The organism is Listeria fleischmannii subsp. fleischmannii LU2006-1 (assembly GCF_000344175.1).
GTDB lineage: Bacteria > Bacillota > Bacilli > Lactobacillales > Listeriaceae > Listeria > Listeria fleischmannii.
On sequence record NZ_ALWW01000007.1, the window covers coordinates 62,908 to 77,124 of the forward strand.

Annotated in this window: 16 protein-coding genes and 1 pseudogene; 3 read left to right on the top strand and 14 right to left on the bottom strand. The window is 36.7% G+C overall.

Annotated features, from left to right (window positions below; all coding sequences use genetic code 11):
• The first annotated feature begins 195 nt into the window (after positions 1-195).
• Positions 196-897 (top strand): Crp/Fnr family transcriptional regulator, encoded by a 702-nt coding sequence (locus LFLEISCH_RS03715; protein WP_007473128.1) that lies wholly within the window; start codon positions 196-198, stop codon positions 895-897.
• Between the two features lie 12 nt (positions 898-909).
• Here LFLEISCH_RS03715 and LFLEISCH_RS03720 read toward each other — a convergent pair whose 3' ends face one another.
• From LFLEISCH_RS03720 to LFLEISCH_RS03735, 4 genes are read right to left on the bottom strand one after another with little or no spacing between them, the layout of a single operon-like run.
• Positions 910-2,139 (bottom strand): hypothetical protein, encoded by a 1,230-nt coding sequence (locus LFLEISCH_RS03720; protein WP_007473130.1) that lies wholly within the window; start codon positions 2,137-2,139, stop codon positions 910-912.
• Between the two features lie 21 nt (positions 2,140-2,160).
• Positions 2,161-2,589: an FUSC family protein gene (locus LFLEISCH_RS03725; protein WP_040504752.1), complete on the bottom strand. Its 429-nt coding sequence runs from the start codon at positions 2,587-2,589 to the stop codon at positions 2,161-2,163.
• Between the two features lie 53 nt (positions 2,590-2,642).
• Positions 2,643-3,134 (bottom strand): hypothetical protein, encoded by a 492-nt coding sequence (locus tag LFLEISCH_RS03730; protein WP_007473134.1) that lies wholly within the window; start codon positions 3,132-3,134, stop codon positions 2,643-2,645.
• A complete protein-coding gene (locus LFLEISCH_RS03735) occupies positions 3,124-3,354 on the bottom strand; it encodes a hypothetical protein (protein WP_007473136.1) in 231 nt (76 codons plus the stop codon). The genes LFLEISCH_RS03730 and LFLEISCH_RS03735 overlap by 11 nt, the downstream gene beginning before the upstream one ends.
• A 157-nt stretch (positions 3,355-3,511) precedes the next feature.
• Here LFLEISCH_RS03735 and LFLEISCH_RS03740 point away from each other — a divergent pair, with 157 nt between their 5' ends.
• Both LFLEISCH_RS03740 and LFLEISCH_RS03745 read left to right on the top strand, forming a co-directional pair.
• Positions 3,512-4,588: a GGDEF domain-containing protein gene (locus tag LFLEISCH_RS03740; RefSeq protein ID WP_007473139.1), complete on the top strand. Its 1,077-nt coding sequence runs from the start codon at positions 3,512-3,514 to the stop codon at positions 4,586-4,588.
• Between the two features lie 110 nt (positions 4,589-4,698).
• Entirely contained in the window at positions 4,699-4,932 is a 234-nt protein-coding gene (locus LFLEISCH_RS03745) for an IDEAL domain-containing protein (RefSeq protein WP_007473141.1), read from the top strand.
• Positions 4,933-4,957: 25 nt separating this feature from the next.
• Here the strand turns inward: LFLEISCH_RS03745 and LFLEISCH_RS03750 are convergent, their stop codons facing one another.
• The 10 genes and pseudogenes from LFLEISCH_RS03750 to LFLEISCH_RS03795 form a co-directional block, all read right to left on the bottom strand.
• The gene (locus LFLEISCH_RS03750; RefSeq protein WP_007473143.1) at positions 4,958-5,563 is read right to left on the bottom strand and encodes an HAD family hydrolase; all 606 of its coding nucleotides are present in this window, start codon (positions 5,561-5,563) and stop codon (positions 4,958-4,960) included.
• Positions 5,564-5,575: 12 nt separating this feature from the next.
• Positions 5,576-5,929 (bottom strand): hypothetical protein, encoded by a 354-nt coding sequence (locus tag LFLEISCH_RS03755; RefSeq protein WP_007473145.1) that lies wholly within the window; start codon positions 5,927-5,929, stop codon positions 5,576-5,578.
• An 82-nt stretch (positions 5,930-6,011) separates the two neighbouring features.
• The gene (locus LFLEISCH_RS03760) at positions 6,012-6,968 is read right to left on the bottom strand and encodes a LacI family DNA-binding transcriptional regulator (RefSeq protein ID WP_007473147.1); all 957 of its coding nucleotides are present in this window, start codon (positions 6,966-6,968) and stop codon (positions 6,012-6,014) included.
• Between the two features lie 46 nt (positions 6,969-7,014).
• Complete coding sequence (locus LFLEISCH_RS03765; protein ID WP_007473149.1) at positions 7,015-8,349, bottom strand: hemolysin family protein; 1,335 nt, start codon at positions 8,347-8,349, stop codon at positions 7,015-7,017.
• A gap of 110 nt (positions 8,350-8,459) precedes the next feature.
• The gene (locus LFLEISCH_RS03770) at positions 8,460-9,149 is read right to left on the bottom strand and encodes an NAD-dependent protein deacylase (protein ID WP_007473150.1); all 690 of its coding nucleotides are present in this window, start codon (positions 9,147-9,149) and stop codon (positions 8,460-8,462) included.
• Between the two features lie 95 nt (positions 9,150-9,244).
• Complete coding sequence (locus LFLEISCH_RS03775) at positions 9,245-10,558, bottom strand: glycosyltransferase (RefSeq protein ID WP_007473151.1); 1,314 nt, start codon at positions 10,556-10,558, stop codon at positions 9,245-9,247.
• Positions 10,559-11,893, bottom strand: coding sequence for a nucleotide sugar dehydrogenase (locus LFLEISCH_RS03780; protein WP_007473152.1), 1,335 nt, complete (start codon positions 11,891-11,893; stop codon positions 10,559-10,561).
• A 224-nt stretch (positions 11,894-12,117) separates the two neighbouring features.
• Positions 12,118-12,468, bottom strand: a pseudogene (locus LFLEISCH_RS03785) (SH3 domain-containing protein).
• Positions 12,465-13,109, bottom strand: a complete 645-nt coding sequence (gene fsa / locus LFLEISCH_RS03790) for a fructose-6-phosphate aldolase (protein ID WP_007473156.1) — start codon at positions 13,107-13,109, stop codon at positions 12,465-12,467. Before fsa ends, LFLEISCH_RS03785 begins: the two are co-directional and overlap by 4 nt.
• A gap of 135 nt (positions 13,110-13,244) precedes the next feature.
• Positions 13,245-13,934, bottom strand: coding sequence for a Crp/Fnr family transcriptional regulator (locus tag LFLEISCH_RS03795; protein ID WP_007473157.1), 690 nt, complete (start codon positions 13,932-13,934; stop codon positions 13,245-13,247).
• Positions 13,935-14,217: the final 283 nt, after the last annotated feature.

Consider the following 14,217-nt stretch of genomic DNA (forward strand, 5'->3'; position numbering starts at 1 on the left):
TCAGGATGCTTTTTTTATAAAAAAGACAAAATATCCTCGTGTTTTGCCATCTAAACTTTTAATATATCCAATTTGTGACAGTTTTAAAAAAAAACCAAAGTCAAAATAAACCTATGATTTCATAAAATAAGACTTTGATTTATATCTTTAAATTTTTATAAACGGGGTAAAGGAACTGAAAAGGAGAGGAATTTCATGTACACTAAAAATTTTTTGGAAGACTTTACAAATTTCGATTATGTGATGAAAATGCTAAAAAGCAATCGGCTTTTTAATCATAATTGCCATCAAATCAGTTTAAAAGAGGGTAATTCCCTCCAATTTGATTTCCAAACGAGTAAATTATATTTGATTCAAGAAGGCTATACAAAAATTGCTAGCCAATATGAGGAGCATCTGGTTTTCCTTTCTTTCTCAAAAAGAGGAGAGTTTCCGCTTTTACTTGGTCGAAACGACTTAAGTACTGATGCTTTCCAAGTTACCGCCCTTACAGATTGCATTTTATGGGAGATTGATCGCGATTATTTAAATGAAATCCTGATTACGGAAGATCCGAGAAATTTTGTTTTATTAAATTATCATATTAAAATTAGTCGTAATTCTGTGATGCAACTCGTTATGAATACTTTTTCCTCGGAAGAGCGCCTTAATTATATTCTTCTTTTTATAAGTGATAAATTTGGGGTTCGAAATGCAGACGGTACAATTGATTTACCTTCTTTTATTACTTATGCAAAACTAGGCGAATTAGCTTCTGTCTCTCTATCGCATGCATCCAATATCGTGAAAAGCTTGCAGGCACAAGATATCATTTCGATTAAAAAGAAAAATTGGGTGTTAAAAAAACCGAATCAAATCCCGGTGAGCATTCCTTATAGTTTTAATCAATGGATTTAAAAAGAGAAGAAACTAAGTTTCTTCTCTTTTCTCGTTTGCTTTTTTAATATACAGACACATGTATAGGACGGCAAATATAACAATAATAATACTTTTTGAAACCATAACTGTATCTATAGGGCTGGTTAACAGAGCATAAATAAATGGTAGTAAAACAATGACTTTCGTAAGTGGTTTTTCATTTTTCAAATACATATTAATACCTGAAATAACCAGTCCAAAAAGAATGAGCATACAGATAACACCTAAGAAACCTAATTCTCCAATAATCATCGCCCAATAAGAGTCTGTTGCAAAGTGTGGATTTTCCTTCGTTAGCCCCCATACATCATCTAGATTATATTTAGAGAAATACGGTGAGTAGTCAACTCTAGCGGCATTTGATCCGAACATACCAAGTCCCGCACCAAATGGAAAGTTATCGCGCGCTATTTTAATCGAAGTTCTGAGGAGTAGACCCCGCGCTTCATTTGAGTCACCCATAAATTGACTCATGATTCGTCCCCAACTTAACCATAAGAAAACAGCCCCTAGAACTGCTACAAAACTAATTGGGATTCGTTTCACATATGGGAAAACAATAGCTAAAATTAGTAAACAAACATAAAATCCGATAGACGTACTTCTTCCAGCAACAAAGACAAGTCCGAAATTTAATAATAAATAAATATAAGGCATACGTTCATTATCTTTTAATGAAAAGAAAATACGTAGTACGGAAAAAACAATTGCCGTTAAAGCAAATTGCGCCGGATGCCCGAAACCAAATGAATAAGTTGTAATGCCAAACCGCGTATCAAAAGATTGAAGAAAAGGTACAACTAAATTCACAAGATACATAAGGCTACAGATGATGGTAAATAGCCATGAAATTCTTAACATCAACTCTTTTGTAGAAGTTAAATCAATATTTTCGAATACATAAATACCACAAAAGAACAGAATAACAAATTTAATATCTGCATAAAAAGTTAACAATTGCTGTAGAAATGATGCATGCTCACTATTCATTATGTTTGGAATGATAGCAATTAGAAATAGAATAATGCATGTTACAAGCGTAATGATGCCAATTGTCGAAATCGTTTTCTTTCCATTTAAACCCTCAGAAATAGCCTTTAGAATCGCCATTATTAAAATAGCAAAAACAATAGCATTATCAAGAACACTTAAGAAAGGAACAAAAGCTTCGATAACACTTGAAAAAAGTATAAATAAAAACATGGTGATAAAAAAAGGCATCTTTTCACTCCTTTCCCATTTTTATTCGTTATTGTGCTTTTTGAAAACTTTTGGTAGTAATAGACCAAAAACATAAGCAATCACTACACCTGAAGCAACCCATAGCAAACGCTCACTCAAAAGCCACCAGTGGGTTGCATCACGCTGTCCATCTGCTACCAGCATAAATGTAAATACAATATATGTAATAAAAAGTGGCATAATATAAATCTTACTTTCATGAAGGCCACTAGCTAAGACTAACATAAATACAGCGGTTCCAACAAGAGCAATATTACTAGCTCCTGAAATCATTACAAAATAAACCAGTATAACCCCAATAAAAACGGAAATAACACGAAAGACGGAACGCATTTCCTGCATATCGCGTAGTGGACGCATCACTAAGCCTACCGACCCGACAATCCAACCTGTATGGTCTAAATAAAAACCAATAATCGTCGCTATCATAATGGCAGATGTATAATAAGGCGCAAAGTTTTTAAAAATAGCTTTGTTAGGAGCTACTTTTGCTTTTCTTTCCGCTGGTTCTCTGGCTGGAAAAAAAGAGAAACGATAAAAGCTAATGCTGAACCACTCATCATGTTAACCATCATAAAAACACCTGCATCAATTGTTGTAATACTTAATCCAATGCCTATAACTGGAATGATAAAAAACATAATGGCTGGATTTCCTTTTTTAGATGCCGCAAAAACAGTTGAAAGATACGCAAAGAGACCCAGTGCCAAGGTTGCACCAATAACGCCAAAATAAACTTTTAGCGCTGAACCAATAAATACAGCCAAGCCAATTGCAATTCCCAAAATAAGAATAGAGACTCTTTTCTTTCTTTTAGCAGGCAAAGTCATAACTGCAGATGGAATAAGTCCAATTAACATTCCAAGTCCAGCCGTTAAGTTTGTGACAATTGCCACATATATAGCAGGAATGGCACAAATAAAAACGAGAAAAGCATTTGTCCAATTCCATGATAAATAATTTTTAATACTCATCTACGCTTCCCCCTTCAGACACCGTACATAGAGGACATAGTCGAAATTTTAAAGAAAACTGACTATAGTTCGTATACGCCGATTTAAGTGCATCTTGTGGAGTATCAAATTTTCCCAAAATAAGTCTATTTTCACGAACAGGTATATCCGCACACGAATATTTATGAATGACTCTAAATTTGTTACTATCTTGAATAATATCCACAACATAGCTTTCCATATTCCAGCCTCCCTTTTATTTCAGTATATCGGCATTCGGACAGTTGTCAATAAAAGAGGTTAAAAATATAATTTTTAAAATTTAATACTTATTTAGTGTACACTTTCGGTATGTATCCTTTATAATAAAACTAACAACTTTCTAAAGGAGTATAAAAATGAATTTGTTAATGACTTTTGGTGCTAACATTTTTATTGCTTCTGCCGGTACTTATTTTATTTTTAAAATGATACCTTACCAAATTAATCCAAAACTTCTTCTGTGGCGGAAGACGGTTATTATTTTGCTTATTTTAATCATTAATTTTTTACTTATGAATTTCGCATTTGAGTTGCCGGATGGTGTAAGGCTTGATTTACGCTATGTCTCTATCATCCTCATCGCTGTGCTAGCATCTCCTTTGTTCACTATTTCCACTGCCGCTTTAATTGGGCTCGCCCGGTTCTTATTAGGGAACGTTTCGGTTTCCTTGCAAGCATTTTTATTTATTATGGTTTTAGCCGTTTTGGCATCCTTTTGGACCTATATGAGAAAAAATAAAGTACATGAAAGTCGACTTATTTTTGAATTATACATCATCAGTGTTGTAGTCAATTTGATTAATATGAGCTTTTTTTACGGTTTCCACTTTAAGCTCGTTGTTTTAGCCATTATTTGGATGTTATTTAATGGTTTATCATTACTATTGTTGTACGGGGTTCTATATGATATGCGCCATACAAGGCATCTTTACATTATCGAAACTGAACGCGCTTTTACAGATGCGCTCACTAATCTTTCCAATAGGCGTGCATTCGACCAGCACATACGCCTCCATTCAAAGGATGTCACGGTAAAAAAATTAAGCGCTTTAATGCTAGATATTGATTTATTTAAATCGGTGAATGATACATACGGCCACCCTGCAGGTGACAAAGTGCTTCAGTCCTGCGCTTCCATCATTCAAGAGCACTGTTTTGAAAAGGGGCATGCCTATAGATTGGGCGGTGAAGAGTTTTGTATTTTAGGTGTCAATTTTGATCAAGATACCGCGTTTAAACTTGCCGAAAAAATTCGACTAGCCATCCAACATACACCTATCCCGATTGATGCCCATCAAAAAATCGCTATTACAATTTCGATTGGCGTAGCAACTGCTTATTTATCTACCGATTTTGAATATATTCATCATTTTGCGGACAAAGCACTTTATGAAGCTAAAAATAACGGACGCAATCAAACCATTTCATTATAAAAGTCAGTATAATTTGCTGACTTTTTTGTTTGCTCATGTTTTATCAAAAAAAAAATCGTGGTAATAAGAAAGTATAAATTTTCTAAATATTCGTTAAAGGAGTGATTGTCATGGCACTACAACCTTTTTCGAGTTCTCTATCCAAGCAATACGAGGAGTTAGCTAAGGAACGGGCATTAATGAATACATTTATTGAGTGCTACATGACAATGCTTGGGCAAAAACAGCGGATAGCAAGAATTCAAAATGAAATTGATCTTGCACTAGATAAAGGAGATAAGACACGCTTTATTCTCCTATCGTTACGACTAAACCGACTTCAAGATGAAGAATTAAAATTTTAAAAAAGCTTGGCATCTGCCAAGCTTTTTATATATGAGCTAAAATATCTTCTGGTTTTTCAAACACAAATTCGGCTTTTTCAAAACCTTCTTTTGTTTTGGCTCCCCAAAGGGCTAGGCCGAAATGTGCTCCAGCGGCGTGCGCACATGCCATATCATACGTGGAGTCGCCGATATAAATGACGTCAGTCGGCGTTAAGTCTAGTAGTTCGATATTTTTAAGCAAAGGAGCCGGGTGAGGTTTATGTTCAGTTGTATCACTCGCACAAACAATAGCGTCAAAGTGATGATCGATGCCAAACGGATAGAAGCCCTTTTCCATTTCCACGGCATTTTTTGATGTTACGACGCCACTTTGTGGGATGGCTTTAAGCGTTTCTTTTACGCCTTCAAAAATTTCCACCTCATGGATGAGCGAGGCTTCCCGTTCTACCCATTTTTCAAAAATAATTTCTTCGTCTAAAATATCTAATTGAGAGAGCGCTTTCTCGCCAGTTATACCTAAAACAAAACGCAGCTCATCTTGTGTATAAGAGAGTCCTTCTTCTTGCAAAACTTCCTGAAGAGAATGTAAAACCGCTTTCTCCGTATCCAAAATTGTTCCGTCTACATCAAAGATAATCGCTTTATACATTTTTTTCCTCCTTTATTTCGCAAAAACGTAGTGATGGTGTGGCGTATATTTATTTCGTCTGTTCGCTTGTTGCGGGGGGACGTCATATCGTTCTGCTCGAAGCTCATCCGCAAAAGGTTTCAATTCATTAGCGTGATCTGTTATTTCAAATCGCGTATTCTCACAGGAAAAAGTTAAATACATGCTTCCTTTTTCAGGAATAAGTGCAATATTTCGCAAGCTTATAAGTGGATACGTATGTCTTTTTCCAAGACCATAACTATAATTTTGTTCAAAAACTAAATAATCTCTTTCTACATAAAACTCACCATATTGATACTCCATGCCAATTTCTGAATAGACTTTGCAAATACCTTCTATAATCATTGTTCCCGCCCCCTTTGTAATCTCTATCTATGTTGTACATGATGAAACGGGTTTCATGTCAAGGGATTTATATAAATTTTTTTCAAACAGATTTTCGAATAATTAATTCATGCGCAATTCGTTCTTTTCTTATTTCTTTGGAATGAAAAATCGAAAAGGCGGTTTCACCCATTTTTTTTAAATGATGATCCAGTGTTGTGAGTTCCAAAACGAGTCCAATTGGCAAATTTTCTTGCCCTAAAATAGCTATATCTTTTGGCACACGCATGCCTTTTTGACGTGCGTAAACCATTATTCCAGCTGCAACCTCATCGCCGTTTGCGTAAAAGGCATCTGGTTTCATTCCTTTTTCTTCAAAAAAATATTCGGCCGCACGCATGCCATCTTGGACGGTGTAACAATCATTCAATGTGAAATTTGTTGCCTTTTTTTCAAATACGGCTTCAAAGGCTTTCATTTTGCTGCGCGTACTGGGGCTGATGCTACGAGCCCGTCCATTCGTAAAACAGACGTTGCGGTACCCTCTTTCCTTCAAAAAACGAAAGCCTTCTTGGTATGCTTTAGAACGGTCGATATAGGCTGAGGAGAGACCTGGCAGGCTAGTTTCTTCGCTGACAACAATCGGGCCATACTGGGCGTAGTCGCTAATAAGCTCCAGTGTGTTCGCGCGCGAGGCGATGATGAGTCCGTCCACCTGTTTTGTTTTTAACATCATCAAATACTTTTCTTCGGTTTTAGCGTCATAGCCGGTCGGAAAAAGCGTCACCGAATATTTTTTTCGAAAAGCGGCATCTAGCACGCCATTTACCACTTTATCAAACCACGGATGATCGTTGTAAGGTAAAATAACGCCCACCGTATTTGTTTTACCAAGCGCCAAATTCGTCGCGCTCCGGTTTGGTATGTAGTCTAATTCTTGCATCACTTTTTGCACGCGTTCTCGCTTATCGCTAGCGACATAAGGATGATTGTTCAAGACTCGCGAAACAGTCGTCACAGAAACCCCTGCTTGTTTGGCAATTTCTTTAATATTCGGCACTTTTTATCCCTCCTATACAAAAAGCAGGACAAAACGCCCTGCTTTTTTATACAAGAATTGTTTTCTCCTCATGTGCCGGGCTAATTTCAACCCGTAAGGAAACAAGTCTTGCTTCTTTTATTTCCAGCGCTGTAAAGGTAAACTCTTCATATTCAGCCACTACTTTTTCCCCGTCATTCGGGATGTTGCCGAGTAAGGTAAGGACAAAACCGGCAATCGTATCGACACCACGAGCAGGAAGTTCCACGTGAAACATTCGGTTAAAATCATCTAACGCGAGCATTCCGTCCATTTCGTAAGTGTGATCATCTATTTTTACAAATTCATTTGTTAAATCATCATACTCATCATCGATATCACCAACGATTTCTTCGAGTAAATCCTCAATCGTGATAACACCCGCAACACCACCATACTCATCCATTAAAATGGCCATTTGATTACGTGTGCGTTGCATATTTTTAAGCAAATCATCAATAAACATCGTTTCTGGAGCAAAATAAGCTTCTTTTACGAGTTTCTTAATGTCCACTTGTTCAAAACCAACTTGTCTTGCCTCTACAAAATAGTCTTTCAAGTGCAGAATACCATACACAGAATCCTGATCACCCATATATACAGGAATTCGCGAATAATTCTCTTCTAGTAATAAATCACAAATTTTTTCTGGCGGAAAGTTTACATCAAGCATGAACGCATCGGTCCTAGGCACCATCGCTTCACGGGCATATTTATTATCAAGTTCAAACACACCGCGTAGCATACTTAGTTCCTCTTCCTCGATAATTCCCTCTTTACTGCTTGATTCCATTAACATTTGCATTTCTTCACGCGTCATTCGGTCGTCTTCTCCGGCATCTGTCATTCGTGTTATTTTCACAAGTGCATTTGTTGAAAGTGAAAGTAACTTTACAAAAGGACGAAGTAGAAAACCTACAATTCGAATCGGTCCAACAGAAAATCGAGCGATTGTTTCTGATTTTTGAAGCGCAATTCGTTTCGGATAAAGCTCCCCAAAAACAAGCGTGATATAAGAAAGTATAATCGTCACAATAATAATGGACATTTCTTTTGCAAACGCCCCATCACCTAAATAGGATTCAAAACGTGTTGCAATACTCGTAGCAGCCGAAGCACTGGAGAAAAATCCAGCAAGTGTAATACAAACTTGAATGGTCGCAAGAAAATTACTCGGATCTTCAATCAAATCCGCAAGCTTCCTCGCTTTTTTATCACCATTTTCAGCCTGATTTTTTATCCGGCCTTTATTTAGTGATACAAGCGCCATTTCAGCCGAAGCAAAAAAGGCATTCAGTAAAGTTAGTACCAAAATAAGAATTAATTGCAAGATAATCTGCTGACTCTCGGGGTCAGGTGACATGTAGCCGTCCACTCCTTATAAAGAAAAATTTTGGCTGAGCTAAACGCATCAGTTACAGAAATTTTAACACGTCCCATACCTTTTGGTCAAAACTGCGTGCTTCATCTTCCTTAAAGTTTTTCAAATAATTGAAGCGCATCCGCCTCGATCATATGAATTGGCGCTGCTATCCGGATAGCCTCTTTATTCACAGCAAAAATGGTCGCCTGATGATTGCGATATTCGATTAAATTACAAAAAGGACTAACCTTAAAGCTAGTTCCCACAATGACAATTAAATCGGCCTTTTTCATAGCTAGAATAGAATTTGAAATAACCTCATTCGAAATCCCTTCGCCGTAAAGAACAATATCAGGTCGAATGACACCCCCGCATTTATCATGAAATTGTGATTTTAAATACGATGTAGCCGGTACATGCAAACCGCATTTTTGACAATAACAATCATATAAATTCCCATGAAAATCAATTACCCTTTTAGAACCCGCTTTTTCATGCAAACCGTCAATGTTTTGCGTAATAATCGTGACATCTTTATCACGCTCTAGTTCGGCCATTTTCAAATGAATAGCGTTGGGTTTCGCTTTCGGGTAATACATCTTTTCTTTCACAAAATGATAGAAAACATCTGGCTCATTGTTTAAACATGCTGCACTGAGTAAATACTCTGGATTTTCAAAACCGGTGTAAAGCCCACCTTTTGAACGGTAGTCCGGTATACCAGAAGGAACAGAGACGCCGGCACCTGTTAGAAACACAATTTTATCCACACCGAAGATGGCCGATTGAATTTTTTTCACATTCTCCATATTAAAACCTCTTTTCATACTTTCATTATTTCACATTTGAAATAAGACGCAAGAGAAAAGATAGCTAGTCGAAACTAGCTACCTCTTTAATCCATTTTAATTGTTTCAGAACGTGTACCCCATTTATTCACCCGAAGCGTACAAAGCGCAATGATTCGTACAATATGGATAGTGAAAAAATGGATAAAACCATATATCGGTGCTAATAAATAACAAAACGGATATTTAAACATATAATGCACATTTCGTGCATAAGCCGATAAGCAAGAAAGAAGAAGATAAAACAGCCAGTCTTGCCAAGTTAAATCCCAGAAGTGGAAAATGATATTATACACAACAGCCATCAAGAAAATCACCCATAAAGCAATTTCAGTGATTGACCATAGGAAAATAAACGGCTTTTTCATAATTAATTTCATTGAAATAAAAGTTTCCCTAAAAAAAGATTTACTCCATCTTGTTTGTTGTTTAAGAAAAACACTCATTTTTTCTGGTACATCCGTTACACATTTAGCACTTTCTTGATAAACTGTCTTCCCGCGTTCATTGGCATAATTCGTTAAGCAACGATCATCACCAACGTGAGCAGGCGCCCCTAGAACTGTTTGATTTAAATAGCGATCTAAGTTATCCATCACAATAGCTCGGCGGTAACAACTAATGGGCCCTGAACACACTAAAATATTTCCTGTTACAGATTGCGATGCCCGCTCAACGCGGAAGGCATTATCATATCGCATATCTAATAAATACGAAAGTAGTGAACTTTTTCGATTACGCGCATTAATATGGCCTGTTACAGCTTGAACCTTGTCATTACTAAACGGGCGCATTAATTCGTAAAGTGTATCTGGGTAAATCTCTCCGTCTGAATCCATTGTGAAAAATACATCGCCTGTACTTTTTTTAAACGCATAGGCTTGCGCAAAACGTTTTCCTTGGTTTTTAGACAGCTTATGAGCATGAATTTTTCGAACAAATTCGGGGCTCATATTACGCTGCAAGTCATTCATTAATTCATCTAAAATATCTTCGGGACTGCCATCATCCACAATAAAAATTTCTTTAACCGGATACGTTTGCTTTTCAAGTCCAGCTAAAAGTCGAAAAAGGGCTTCTTTTGATTCATTATAGAGCGGAATTACAACCGTGACATCTAAATCTGGCGGAATGTGCTTATCCCTTCGATAAAACATCGATAATCCGGTTTTAATCACAAGATAAATAATCATTCCCCACCCATAAATACTAAAAGCAGTTGAAATTTGTCCTGTTCGCCAAAAACCGATCATTCCAATTAGTATAGCGCATAACATAAATGTAAACAGTGATAGCACAATGTGCGTTCCTGTTTGATGTCCTTTTTTTCTAGTTTCCTCTGTCATTTTAATCGTCTCCATTTACTTCCCGCCACCAATTTTAAATATTTTATTTGAATCATTATCTCTGTAAATATAACGCATATCCACAATAGCATTACTTTCATCTAGCAACTTTTCATAATTTACCGTGCTATGTTTTGTTAAAACTACCGCACAATCGTACACCTTAAAATCACAATTTTTAGGATCTATAACCGGCACCGTCTCCCCTTCATTATCTCGGAAGCTGGAAACAAACGGATCTGCCACCACAACATCCACTCCGTACTCGACTAAGATTTCATAAATATCAAGTGTCGGCGATTCCCTAACATCATTAATATCCGCCTTATAAGCTGCCCCCATCAAAAGTACTTTTGCCCCGCGAAGCGATTTCATTTGTTCATCCAGTGCATCTTTAATTTTATCCACCACACGATACGGCATATTCATATTAATCTCCTGCGCCGTCTCAATAAATTTATTAAAAAACTTGCTTTGCTTCCCTTTCCAGTGCAAATACATCGGGTCTAAAGGGATACAGTGCCCACCAACGCCAGGACCCGGATAAAACGGCATAAAGCCGAACGGTTTAGTCGCCGCCGCATCAATTGTTTCCCAAATATCTAACCCCATCCGCTCACACATCAGTGCCATTTCATTCACAAACGCAATATTAACACTGCGGAATGTATTCTCAAGCAGCTTACTCATTTCAGCTGTTTCAGGTGAACTAACCAATACGATTTCATCAAGAACCGAACCATAAAGCGCCTCCGCCAGTTCCGAACTTTCCTCCGTAATACCGCCAATAACTTTTGGAATGCTTTTCGTTTGATAGTGTTCGTTTCCTGGATCCACCCGTTCCGGCGAAAAACATAAGAAATAGTCTTCATTCACATGTTTTCCGGCAGCTTCAAAACGATTTGCAAATAGTTCTCGTGTTGTGCCTGGATAAGTGGTACTTTCAAGTAAAATTAACAACGGATTTTTCATGTGCGTCAGAATTTTTTCCGCTGTAAAGGTCATATAACTAATATCAGGTTCTTGATTTTCATTCAAAGGTGTCGGTACGCACACACTCACTGCGTCTAGCTGCCCTAAAATGGCAAATTCATCCGTAGCATAAAATTGATGATTTTTTACCGCTTGTGCCACCCGTTCTTCAGGCACATCCAAAATATGCGATTTTCCTTCATTAAGACTTGCTACTTTGGCTTTATCAATGTCAATTCCGACAACTTCGAAACCAGCATCAGCCAGCTCAATTGCAAGTGGTAAACCAACATAACCTAATCCGATTACCCCTATTTTTGCCGTTTTCTCTTTAAATTTTTGAAGCTGTTGTTCTTTTGTTTTAAGTAATGTTTCCATCGTTGTTAACTCCTTTACATCTCTTCATTTACCTCAAAAATTTTTCTTTAGGCATTTTTTATTAAACGTGTACTCTTCTTTACTTAAAAAAGTATACAGGAAGAAAGGCATGCAAAAAATTCTACTTTATAAAAAATAAAACTACTTTTGTGAACAATTCATGAACATCTATTATTTTCCATATAAAAAAAGCCCTGTTTTCCAAAAACAGGGCTCTCTTTTACCTATTTATTTAATTTTTTCATAGGAAGCCAACCAGCTACCCCATCTTCAGACACACACCAAGCAAAACCATCTATTTCCCGATTACTTTCCACTTTATCGCCTTTTTCCACATCAAGCTCTCGAGCAGAAAAATCTTCTAAAACAGTCGCTCTATCGCCATTTCCTGTCTTGTCTTAGAATTTTTTTTTTGGTATGTAGCCTTCCTTCCCAGAAGACCTCACTTTACATAAATACCAATTTGGAAATTGTTTACTTTCATGATAAACCAAAACCTCTTCATTTTTATTGGCAAAAAGAGGGTTTTTCTCTGTGGCACGGTGCTCTTCGTTCACAACATACACCTGATTCACTTCTTACTTGCCTCATAATCCGCTAAAAACTTCTCAATTCCGGAATCAGTAAGCGGGTGTTTCAACATCTGCTCCAAGACTTTATACGGGATGGTCGCAATATCTGCACCCGCTTTCGCACATTCAATAACATGAATCGGATGTCTAACACTTGCAGAAATAATCTCCGTTTTAATATCGTGAATAAGAAAAATCTCTGAAATATCTCGTACCAATTCTAAACCATCTTGCCCAATATCATCTAAACGACCTAAGAACGGCGAAACATATGTTGCACCAGCACGAGCGGCTAAAAGAGCTTGCGTCGCAGAAAAAACTAATGTCACATTTGTTTTAATACCTTCTGCGCTTAACACGCTAACAGCAGCTAATCCTTCTCCGGTCATTGGAATTTTCACCACCATATTGGCATGAATTTTAGCAATTTCACGACCTTCCTCAATCATCTTATCCGCTTCTAGGCTCACCACTTCCCCACTAATCGGTCCATCTACAATCGCGGTAATTTCTTGAATCACTTCATTAAAATCTCGACCTTCCTTGGCAATCAAAGACGGATTAGTCGTCACCCCACTTACAATCCCCATACGGCTAGCTTTCTTTATCTCTTCTACGTTGGCTGTATCAATAAAAAATTTCATTCGACTCCTCCTCCTGAAAGTAAAACGCTTTCATTTTTTCGCTTTAATTATAACGCAAAAGTACTAAAATAGCTTTTTCTTTGATTCAAAAAAGTAAAGCCTCGCAGATGCAAGGCTTTACTAAGGTGTATCTTATTACAATTTGTTTTTGTCTAAAATAAGAAGCGGTTTTGGCTTATTACGCACCATGTTCTTTTTAGTCAAGAGCTGAATCGTGCAGGCCACATACTCTCTTGATGTACTTGTGTAGCGTGCAAGTACTTCTTGGGTAATTTCTTTCGGAAGAAGAATCCCATTTGGCGAAAAAGTTCCTAAAACATTCGCACATTTAAGCAAAGCTTTACGAATGCGCTCTTCTTTTTTATAAAAGCTAAGTTCCGCAAAATCACGAGATTCTTTAATCGTTAAATCCATTTGTCCTAAAATAAAATTACGTTTTGGATCAATTTTTTCTAAAATTTCATTAAGAAAAACACTATCTACAGCCATCACTTTACCATTTCCAAGACTTTGTAAACTTGCTTTTGATTCCCAATTATTAGAAAATAGATTTGGTAAGCCAAAAGTATCTTCCTTTTGCAGAAAACGAATAATTGCTGGTTTAGATGTTTTCTTGCTCACATCCTGTGTGTTCTTAATAAAGATGCCAAAATATCCTTCCAAAATAAAGTAAACCTTATTTCCATCAGATTGATGTGTCTCTAGAACATCCCCTTTTTTCGTAGATAGTACCGTGCATTTTTCATTGTACTTAGGATGTTCGTAGCAGATTTCCAATAGATTCTTTAATTCTAAGTTAGTCGCATAATCTTTGGTAGTTATCATAAATCCTCCTTGTAAACGCTTTTATTATGTGTATTATATCACAGTATAAATTTCAGAAATAACTATCTTTTAAAAGTAACACTTTATTTCTGTTAACAAAATTACATTCCACCTCGGGATTTTTGTAACTTTATCTATTATATTTATGAAAAACTTATAATAATGAATTATTTGTGACAATTTGCAAGTAATTTTTTTATGTAAAAAATTACCAAACTTAAGAAGGACGAAATTTATCCTACGACGCCCTATAATTGAAAAGAATGGAGGATTCTTTATGACA

Bases quoted from the DNA above. Each gene is read 5' to 3' on its own strand.
- LFLEISCH_RS03715 (WP_007473128.1), top strand. From the start codon at position 196: ATGTACACTAAAAATTTTTTGGAAGACTTTACAAATTTCGATTATGTG.
- LFLEISCH_RS03720 (WP_007473130.1), bottom strand. From the start codon at position 2,139: ATGCCTTTTTTTATCACCATGTTTTTATTTATACTTTTTTCAAGTGTT.
- LFLEISCH_RS03725 (WP_040504752.1), bottom strand. From the start codon at position 2,589: ATGATAGCGACGATTATTGGTTTTTATTTAGACCATACAGGTTGGATT.
- LFLEISCH_RS03730 (WP_007473134.1), bottom strand. From the start codon at position 3,134: ATGAGTATTAAAAATTATTTATCATGGAATTGGACAAATGCTTTTCTC.
- LFLEISCH_RS03735 (WP_007473136.1), bottom strand. From the start codon at position 3,354: ATGGAAAGCTATGTTGTGGATATTATTCAAGATAGTAACAAATTTAGA.
- LFLEISCH_RS03740 (WP_007473139.1), top strand. From the start codon at position 3,512: ATGAATTTGTTAATGACTTTTGGTGCTAACATTTTTATTGCTTCTGCC.
- LFLEISCH_RS03745 (WP_007473141.1), top strand. From the start codon at position 4,699: ATGGCACTACAACCTTTTTCGAGTTCTCTATCCAAGCAATACGAGGAG.
- LFLEISCH_RS03750 (WP_007473143.1), bottom strand. From the start codon at position 5,563: ATGTATAAAGCGATTATCTTTGATGTAGACGGAACAATTTTGGATACG.
- LFLEISCH_RS03755 (WP_007473145.1), bottom strand. From the start codon at position 5,929: ATGATTATAGAAGGTATTTGCAAAGTCTATTCAGAAATTGGCATGGAG.
- LFLEISCH_RS03765 (WP_007473149.1), bottom strand. From the start codon at position 8,349: ATGTCACCTGACCCCGAGAGTCAGCAGATTATCTTGCAATTAATTCTT.
- LFLEISCH_RS03775 (WP_007473151.1), bottom strand. From the start codon at position 10,558: ATGGAGACGATTAAAATGACAGAGGAAACTAGAAAAAAAGGACATCAA.
- LFLEISCH_RS03780 (WP_007473152.1), bottom strand. From the start codon at position 11,893: ATGGAAACATTACTTAAAACAAAAGAACAACAGCTTCAAAAATTTAAA.
- fsa (WP_007473156.1), bottom strand. From the start codon at position 13,109: ATGAAATTTTTTATTGATACAGCCAACGTAGAAGAGATAAAGAAAGCT.
- LFLEISCH_RS03795 (WP_007473157.1), bottom strand. From the start codon at position 13,934: ATGATAACTACCAAAGATTATGCGACTAACTTAGAATTAAAGAATCTA.